Below are 7,067 nucleotides of genomic sequence, written 5' to 3' on the forward strand. Positions count from 1 at the left end.
ACAGACCTCCAAAAATACATAACAGTGTCTTTTCAGCAGACATTGTCTATATAATATTTTCATAAAATGCAGATACCGTAGCAGCATACTGTTCTAACTGTCTTTATATCCCTTGCTCCCACAAATTGCAGAACATGTCTGTATAGTCGCAAATGCTCAACTAAGCTCATAATCTGCTATTAGGGAAAGTTGGTCAAGAACTGACATGAGAGAGTGGTCAGGAATCTCAAGCTAAATGATTTTGGGGCAAAAGTGTGTTTCAAACTTTGTTGGCACACTTATCTAAGATAGCCATGTTGATAAAGCATAAGTTTCGATCTTTATTGTCACAATCACCACTCGACGACTACGAACCAATCTGGCATGCGAGACTGAGAAGTTTTAGACATTAATGTTATGCCACACTTAATTGTTGAGAATTAATGAGCCCCATATTAAAAAATTCTCAACTTATTGCTTCATATCGGTGAGAATTACACAAATCAGGCTACAGGCTTTGTTCAGAAAGGTTTTTCATAACATTTTAGGGTGTAAAACGTGTAACGGTGAATAATGATGCCAGCTGCGTAGCCCGTAACAAGCAGGCGAAAGCCCTTGGTATAAAAATGGGCGAGCCATTCTTTAAAATCAAAGATCTCATAGAACGGAACAATGTCGCTGTTTTCAGTTCAAACTATGCCCTTTATTCCGCATTTAGTTCCCGGTTTGCATCTGTTATAGAGTCACTGACTCCGCGTAGCTCAGTGTATTCAATCGATGAACTTTGGTTTGATGCCACGAATATCACTGGTTTAATGACTCTTGATGCCTATGGCCGCATGTTGCGAGAAGAGGTACAGCGTCAGACAACGCTTACTTGTGGTGTTGGGATAGCACCGACAAAAACACTCGCGAAATTGTGTTCTCATGCTTCAAAAACCTATCCGGCAACTGGCGGAGTTGTCGCGCTTGATGATGTTACCCGTTTAGAAAAGCTGATGCGGCTTGTGCCCGTTGAAGACGTGTGGGGTGTTGGCCCACGGCTGGGTAAAAGGCTTCGGTTTATGGGAGTGGAAACCGCGTTTCAACTATCCTGCCTTGATCCTTTTCGGGTACGAAAGCAGTTCAATGTTGTCCTTGAGCGTACCGTCAGGGAACTCCGGGGGGAACCTTGCATGGCGCTTGAAGAAAATGACGTGATGAAACAGCAAATAGTCGTTTCCCGCTCCTTCGGTGAGCGAGTCACCAACCTTCATGAAATGCAGCAAGCCATAACCGATTATGCGGCTCGCGCTGCCGAAAAACTCCGGCAGGAAAAAGGGTATGTCTCTGTAATTGGTGTTTTTATACGCACCAGCCCCTATGCAGTAAATGATGTACCTTATTCCAATCAGGCTACTGAAATGCTGGTGACTCCCTCCAACGACAGCAGGGATATTATTAATGCCGCACAACGCGCGTTAAAACGGATCTGGAGGCCAGAAGTCCGTTATGCTAAAGCAGGTGTGATGCTTTGTGATATTCGCGAGCGTGAGCCACAACTTGATTTGTTCACTGAACCGGCCCAGTACCGTAACAGTGAAAATCTCATGCAATTACTTGATACACTCAACAAGCAGGGTAGACACCATTTGTTTTTTGCCGGACAAGGTATAAACCCCGTTTTCGCAATGAAGAGAAATATGCTATCCCCTGCGTATTTGACTAACTGGGATGATTTACCAAAGGTTAGGTTAGGTTAGGTTAGGTTAGGTTAGGTTAAATATTATCTTTTTTTAAGGACAAAGATGTAATTACCGGCCAACTGGTATCTCGTTTTATGATGTAATTTATTAATAATGAAATCTGCAAGAAGCTATCTCTAGCCCTTTTTCAGTAACCCTATAAACTAGCCTATGCTCATCTGTTATTCTTCTTGACCAAAACCCAGTTAAATTATGTTTTAGCGGCTCTGGCTTTCCTATACCACTAAATGGGTGTCTCATGATATCTTTGATTAGTTCATTGATTCTTTTGATGGTTTTTTTATCCATCTGTTGCCAATATAAATAATCTTCCCATGATTTAGATGAAAATATTATATTCATTTAGATATCAGTCTCTTACCAATATACGCAAAAATAATTATAAGCAGAGTGATGGTCATAATAAGTATTTTATCTGCATCAATTAATACAGATATTAATGCCATAAAACCCATTGTAGCGACTACGCCTATAACTCCCATGTTTGCATAGCCCCCACAAATAGTGGCTAATTTATCAAAAAAACGCTCAATTTTTTTAGTAAGATTAAATTTTTTATTTTTCATATAGTTAACTCTTTATTGCCTAGTTAAATGTCATCTATTTTTTTGATAACAGTATTACCACTATTTAGTTCATCAATTGAATCTAATAAGTGACGAGCATTGGCTGGCGAACGTAACAAATGAGCCGTTTCTTCTAAAGATTGATATTCATCTAAAGACAACAAAACACAAGGTATGCCATTTTGACGGGTGATAAGGACAGGAATTCTGTCATCAATGGCGTCATTCATGACAGACGTTAAGTTTTGACGTGCTTCACTATAATTAACAGTTTTCATATAACTCCCTTTTTTTGTACGATATTTAGTCATTATATACTCAATATTAATCAAGTACAAATAATTGTACCTATTCAGATTAATAAAGTTATTAAATAATAAAATCAGTAGGTTATTATTTATTTTTAACATAAATGGGTTACTCTTTTTGCATGTCACAGGTAAATGCTAATGCTGCCATCGTCCGGCAGAGCAATTTCATGATGAAAATCTAGCGCCGAAAGTTGCAAAACAGTTTTATTGCTACAATTCCCCTTGTTGGCTAAAATACATACTGTATAAACTGACAGGGGTATCCGCTATGGATTTAAAAAAAACATTTGAACAGCTTACGGACGATTTACTCGCCCTGAAAATGCTGATCAGCGGTAGCTCGCCTCTGTTTTCCCAAGTCTCCGACATTCCGCCCGTCCTGCGGGGGGATGAGCATTTACCCATTTCGTATGTTGCCCCTGATCACCTGTACGGCCATGAGGCCATTCAGAAGGCGGTTGATATCTGGAGTGACCTGCACATCAAGCATGATTTTTCCCAGAAGTCTGCACGTCGTGCATCTGGTGTTCTGTGGTTTCCATCAGAAGATAATGCGTTTACGGTCGAGCTCGTTCGCCTGCTGAGCCAAATCAATGCCCTGAAAAAGAGTATTGAGACTCACATCATTACGACCTACCAGACACGTAGCGCACGATTTGAAGCCCTGCATAATCAATGTGCCGGGGTGCTGACTTTACATCTTTACCGTCAGATCCGCTGGTGGAAGGATGAGCATATATCAGCCGTGAGATTTAGCTGGCAAGAAAAGGAGTCTTTGCTCATTCCTGACAAAGCTGAGTTACTCGTGCGTATGAGCAAGGAAGGTAGGGAGGATGGGAAAAAAGAGGTGCCGCTTGCGTTGCTGATGAAGCAGATCGTTTCCGTACCGGAAGAACGACTGCGTATAAGGCGTCGTCTCAAGGTTCAGCCATCGGCAAACATCTCGTTCCGTAGCGAGCAACACCCGACTGGGAAGCTGACAATGGTCACGGCTCCGATGCCCTTCATTATTATTCAGAATGAACGGCCAGAGGTGAAAATGCTCAAAATCTATGATGCGAATGAGCGAATCAGCCGTAAGCGACGTAACGACAAAGTGCATACGGAAATCCTCGGTACGTTTCATGGCGAAAGTATCGAAGTGATTGCCTGATAAGGTTTTTCTGGACATTATCCTTTGGTAGTATTACTGTATATGTATACAGTAAATTGCCGGGGGGTATATGTTACGTATAAATGTGTGTTTCGATGCCAGCAAGAAAGTGCCTGCTAAAATCCAGCAGGCATTACGAGCTGAGATAGAGAAAGAGATCTTGTCTAATTACGAACGTGCTGTGGTAAGTGTGGGGAAGGGAAGCAGTGCAGAAGTGTCGATCAGTGGCGTTGATGATGATGAAAAAAAAGTAATAATGCAGAAGCTTGAAGACATCTGGCAAAGTGACAGCTGGTTGCCTTGATCGTTTTATTTTTTGCATGTGAACTGGGCTTCTGGCCCAGTTTTTTTTTGCCCTAAATCTGCACGATAGCTATTCGACCTTCATCCTGAGTGTGTGACCATATTGGACTTACAGATAGGGCTGGCGGTCACGCCCACCAGCGGAACCTCATCATTTATCACCATTTCATTAAGTAAAGGAGGTTATATGAAAAACGATTTCTCTCTCAACATGGGTAGTAAAATGGATGCCATTTTCAACCAGATGTTTTCAGCGCCAAACTCTTCTTTTCAAAACGCGCCTGCCGCTGGTGGCACGAATGCACGACGCAAAAAAAAGGACATTATCCGCCTGACTGTTCGCTCCAAAACCGGAGGAACCAACCTTGTTACCATAGCCAAAGATACGCCAGTATTCACGCCCAAACAGGTTAGTGATCTGGCTATTGGCGAACATGGCCATCTCGACATTTTCATCATCGACTATGGTACTCATCGCACCTTAAATACGAAAAACATCCAGCATGAATCCCCGCTTGAACGGGAAATAATTCAATAAAACCGCTTGATGTAATTGATATTTTCTAAGCTGCCTTTGGGCAGTTTTTTTTCAATTTTTTCTCTGCTTTGCTATTCGACCCCCTGATCAGGTGTGCCAATCTAATTGAAAGACAATCAACACATGAGACAGAAAATGACAGGGACTAATGATTCTAACTATCAGCCAGATGAGCTTTAACCATTCGACCCCATTCACCTCTCATGTCTTCTATATTCGAGATTTTCGCTACAAACATCAGTAATTATTTACCGTGGCGAAAGATGACTTTTATTCTCCGAATATAATTGATAATTCGCCCATTGGTGATTATGTCAATTTCATTGGTCAGATAATGAAAAAGATAGCCAAGAAAAAAAGCCTTACCGAGATGGACAAACGTGGTATTGCTCCGGTGTTGATTAATTACATCAAAAACACTCAGAGCTTTAAGCAATGGCGGGATATATCTGAGCCTGATGAACGATTGCATTGTGTGTTGAATATTTATCACAATAAGGCGGGTAGTAAAGATTCCATTTATTTGCGCCCATTCATTGTAAGGCCCGAAACCACGATTATTAAATCAGACGATTTCATAGAATACTCAAACGCAGTTCACAATGCAGACCGACTACGCCATCCAGAGTGGTTCCGTTAAGTTGAACCACGACATAGGCTCCCTGTATGAGGGCTTTTCGTAGGTGGTTAATGCCAACCTTGTTCATAGGCGGTGACGCGTATCGCCGCTAACGTTGGAGGTTTTTTGTTTCTGATGTTTTGCTGGGGGAAGGGGGGGAGCAAGATAGTCCCACGAAAAAGCACTTGATGTCAATTCATACGCGTGGTACTGTGATTGAATGGGTTTTGTTTAAGCCTATTTAACATAAGATAGATTATGCGCACCAAGCTATTGATTTTAAAGACTTATTCGGTTCGTGTTTTTTTCACATTTTTAGTTTTTTTGTGGTGTTCAGCAGACTTGGTGTTTTACGGAATGCCCGGAGAGATGCATAAAAACTTGCCAGTATAGGCACATGTGCCTACACTAGCAAAACAGGCACATGTGCCTACTCGCTAATCAACCGGAGAAAAGAACATGCAGGATGGCGTGGCAGTAATCAGGGTAAATAATATTGAAGTTGGATCAATGCCAATATCACAATATGAAGAAATTGTTATGTCAGTTAAACAAGACTGGCGAACACGCGTCGCTGTTGTATTCGGTTATGTGGGGTTTTTCTGGAAGTTTATAATCCGGTTGTGGTCTTATTTCGTTCAGAGCTTTGCAATAATTATTGCAGTTTCTATGCTCTATTTCTTTTCTCATCCAGCCGAGACAACACAGTTTGTTACTGAACTGCGCAATGCATCCTCAGAAACAATTGCCGAGGGAATTCGTTCAGTTGCAAATATATGTTTTTTCCTGACGGTCATTGCCTGTACGCTCAGTTTTTTTATTAAAGGAATCCCTGCATTTGTCAGTGTATCTGAAAACGCTATTAATAAAAAAATTCGTGAAGTAATGGAGGTTCCGGCAGAGGGGCCGGTTAGTATCACCTTCAAAAGGGACGGGTTGAACAGTGTCAGATAACAGGGCTGCATTTCTGGCGTTACTGGACGAAAACGGGCTGACTCAAGCCAGAGCCGCATACCTGATTTGTGAATACACACGCCGCCCCTGCTCCGTCAGAACAGTAAGATCATGGGTAAATGACCCTGACAAGCCAAGTTCCAGAAAATGCCCAGATTGGGCTGTTGTAGCGCTGGCAGAGGCGCTTAAAAGGAACAGAATTGAAATAATTCAGGAGGGGAGTTCAAATGAATAATTTACCTATTTACTTCTAATTTTCCTTATGTTTAATTTTGCTCTTGAATTGTAATATATAAGCCAGTCTAATAATACCGATGTTTTCATCTAGTAAAATCGTTTTACAAAAAGGACAAATAATGAGTATTAACATTCCATTAAGCTTATGCGTTTACAATAACCCTACTCAAACAAGATATGATATTGATACAGGATTCAATGCAGAACAAGGATATAAAAATTTAAAGTCAGCATATATTGTTGGTATACGTGATATATCAGGAAAAATATTGGCTGCAAGCGTCTTTTTATCTGATATAGATGATAAAAAAGATGCTAAGTTAGCAGGTGTTTCAGCGGAAATATTCCAGAATCATAAGCCAACAAAACATCTTGTACCTAAAATTCACTCAATGCCAATCAGCAAGTTAAAGTTAAATCTTACAAATGGCACAATTAAAGATGCATTTTCCGAAAGAGAAATTGATATGTTATATGATGATTTCTATATGAATAATAGTATTGATGGTAGAGGCTAATAGATAAAAATAATTTAGGCTCGCATAATTCGCTCTATGTCTAAAGACGAACCTTCCCGAATGCGGTAACTCCCAAAACCATTCAATCGCATTCGGTCAGAACTCTTTTTAAAATAGCGACATATCTATTATGCGCACCAAGTA

Annotated in this window: 10 protein-coding genes; 7 read left to right on the forward strand and 3 right to left on the reverse strand. The window is 40.8% G+C overall.

Annotated elements, in window-relative coordinates; genetic code table 11:
- Positions 1–545 precede the first annotated feature (545 nt).
- The gene (gene umuC, locus PSF42_RS20220) at positions 546–1,721 is read left to right on the forward strand and encodes a translesion error-prone DNA polymerase V subunit UmuC (RefSeq protein WP_272517219.1); all 1,176 of its coding nucleotides are present in this window, start codon (positions 546–548) and stop codon (positions 1,719–1,721) included.
- Between the two features lie 90 nt (positions 1,722–1,811).
- Here umuC and PSF42_RS20225 read toward each other — a convergent pair whose 3' ends face one another.
- Genes PSF42_RS20225 through yefM form a run of 3 tightly spaced genes read right to left on the reverse strand, consistent with a single transcriptional unit; the run spans position 1,812 to position 2,568 of the window.
- The gene (locus PSF42_RS20225) at positions 1,812–2,066 is read right to left on the reverse strand and encodes a Txe/YoeB family addiction module toxin (RefSeq protein ID WP_272517220.1); all 255 of its coding nucleotides are present in this window, start codon (positions 2,064–2,066) and stop codon (positions 1,812–1,814) included.
- Positions 2,063–2,290 carry a hypothetical protein gene (locus tag PSF42_RS20230; RefSeq protein ID WP_272517221.1) on the reverse strand — a complete coding sequence of 76 codons (228 nt, stop codon included), beginning with the start codon at positions 2,288–2,290 and terminating at the stop codon, positions 2,063–2,065. Before PSF42_RS20230 ends, PSF42_RS20225 begins: the two co-directional genes overlap by 4 nt.
- A 23-nt stretch (positions 2,291–2,313) precedes the next feature.
- A complete protein-coding gene (gene yefM / locus PSF42_RS20235) occupies positions 2,314–2,568 on the reverse strand; it encodes a YoeB-YefM toxin-antitoxin system antitoxin YefM (protein ID WP_272517222.1) in 255 nt (84 codons plus the stop codon).
- A gap of 301 nt (positions 2,569–2,869) precedes the next feature.
- Here yefM and PSF42_RS20240 point away from each other — a divergent pair, with 301 nt between their 5' ends.
- From PSF42_RS20240 to PSF42_RS20265, 6 genes are all read left to right on the forward strand, one after another.
- On the forward strand, positions 2,870–3,754 hold the full coding sequence (locus PSF42_RS20240) for a DNA replication terminus site-binding protein (protein ID WP_011039692.1): 885 nt from the start codon (positions 2,870–2,872) through the stop codon (positions 3,752–3,754).
- Between the two features lie 70 nt (positions 3,755–3,824).
- Positions 3,825–4,058 (forward strand): DinI-like family protein, encoded by a 234-nt coding sequence (locus PSF42_RS20245; RefSeq protein ID WP_272672216.1) that lies wholly within the window; start codon positions 3,825–3,827, stop codon positions 4,056–4,058.
- Between the two features lie 186 nt (positions 4,059–4,244).
- Positions 4,245–4,595: a hypothetical protein gene (locus PSF42_RS20250; RefSeq protein ID WP_113532754.1), complete on the forward strand. Its 351-nt coding sequence runs from the start codon at positions 4,245–4,247 to the stop codon at positions 4,593–4,595.
- Positions 4,596–4,929: 334 nt separating this feature from the next.
- Positions 4,930–5,235, forward strand: coding sequence for a hypothetical protein (locus PSF42_RS20255; protein ID WP_272680548.1), 306 nt, complete (start codon positions 4,930–4,932; stop codon positions 5,233–5,235).
- Between the two features lie 438 nt (positions 5,236–5,673).
- Positions 5,674–6,168 carry a hypothetical protein gene (locus PSF42_RS20260; protein ID WP_272517261.1) on the forward strand — a complete coding sequence of 165 codons (495 nt, stop codon included), beginning with the start codon at positions 5,674–5,676 and terminating at the stop codon, positions 6,166–6,168.
- A 356-nt stretch (positions 6,169–6,524) separates the two neighbouring features.
- Positions 6,525–6,923 (forward strand): negative control protein of sporulation, encoded by a 399-nt coding sequence (locus PSF42_RS20265; RefSeq protein ID WP_272517260.1) that lies wholly within the window; start codon positions 6,525–6,527, stop codon positions 6,921–6,923.
- Positions 6,924–7,067 lie beyond the last annotated feature (144 nt).

The organism is Providencia sp. PROV032 (assembly GCF_028484875.1).
Lineage (GTDB): Bacteria > Pseudomonadota > Gammaproteobacteria > Enterobacterales > Enterobacteriaceae > Providencia > Providencia rettgeri_E.

Excerpts from the sequence above, each read along its gene's own strand:
- PSF42_RS20225 (WP_272517220.1), bottom strand. The coding sequence starts at position 2,066 with ATGAATATAATATTTTCATCTAAATCATGGGAAGATTATTTATATTGG.
- PSF42_RS20230 (WP_272517221.1), bottom strand. The coding sequence starts at position 2,290 with ATGAAAAATAAAAAATTTAATCTTACTAAAAAAATTGAGCGTTTTTTT.
- yefM (WP_272517222.1), bottom strand. The coding sequence starts at position 2,568 with ATGAAAACTGTTAATTATAGTGAAGCACGTCAAAACTTAACGTCTGTC.
- PSF42_RS20240 (WP_011039692.1), top strand. The coding sequence starts at position 2,870 with ATGGATTTAAAAAAAACATTTGAACAGCTTACGGACGATTTACTCGCC.
- PSF42_RS20245 (WP_272672216.1), top strand. The coding sequence starts at position 3,825 with ATGTTACGTATAAATGTGTGTTTCGATGCCAGCAAGAAAGTGCCTGCT.
- PSF42_RS20250 (WP_113532754.1), top strand. The coding sequence starts at position 4,245 with ATGAAAAACGATTTCTCTCTCAACATGGGTAGTAAAATGGATGCCATT.
- PSF42_RS20255 (WP_272680548.1), top strand. The coding sequence starts at position 4,930 with ATGAAAAAGATAGCCAAGAAAAAAAGCCTTACCGAGATGGACAAACGT.
- PSF42_RS20260 (WP_272517261.1), top strand. The coding sequence starts at position 5,674 with ATGCAGGATGGCGTGGCAGTAATCAGGGTAAATAATATTGAAGTTGGA.
- PSF42_RS20265 (WP_272517260.1), top strand. The coding sequence starts at position 6,525 with ATGAGTATTAACATTCCATTAAGCTTATGCGTTTACAATAACCCTACT.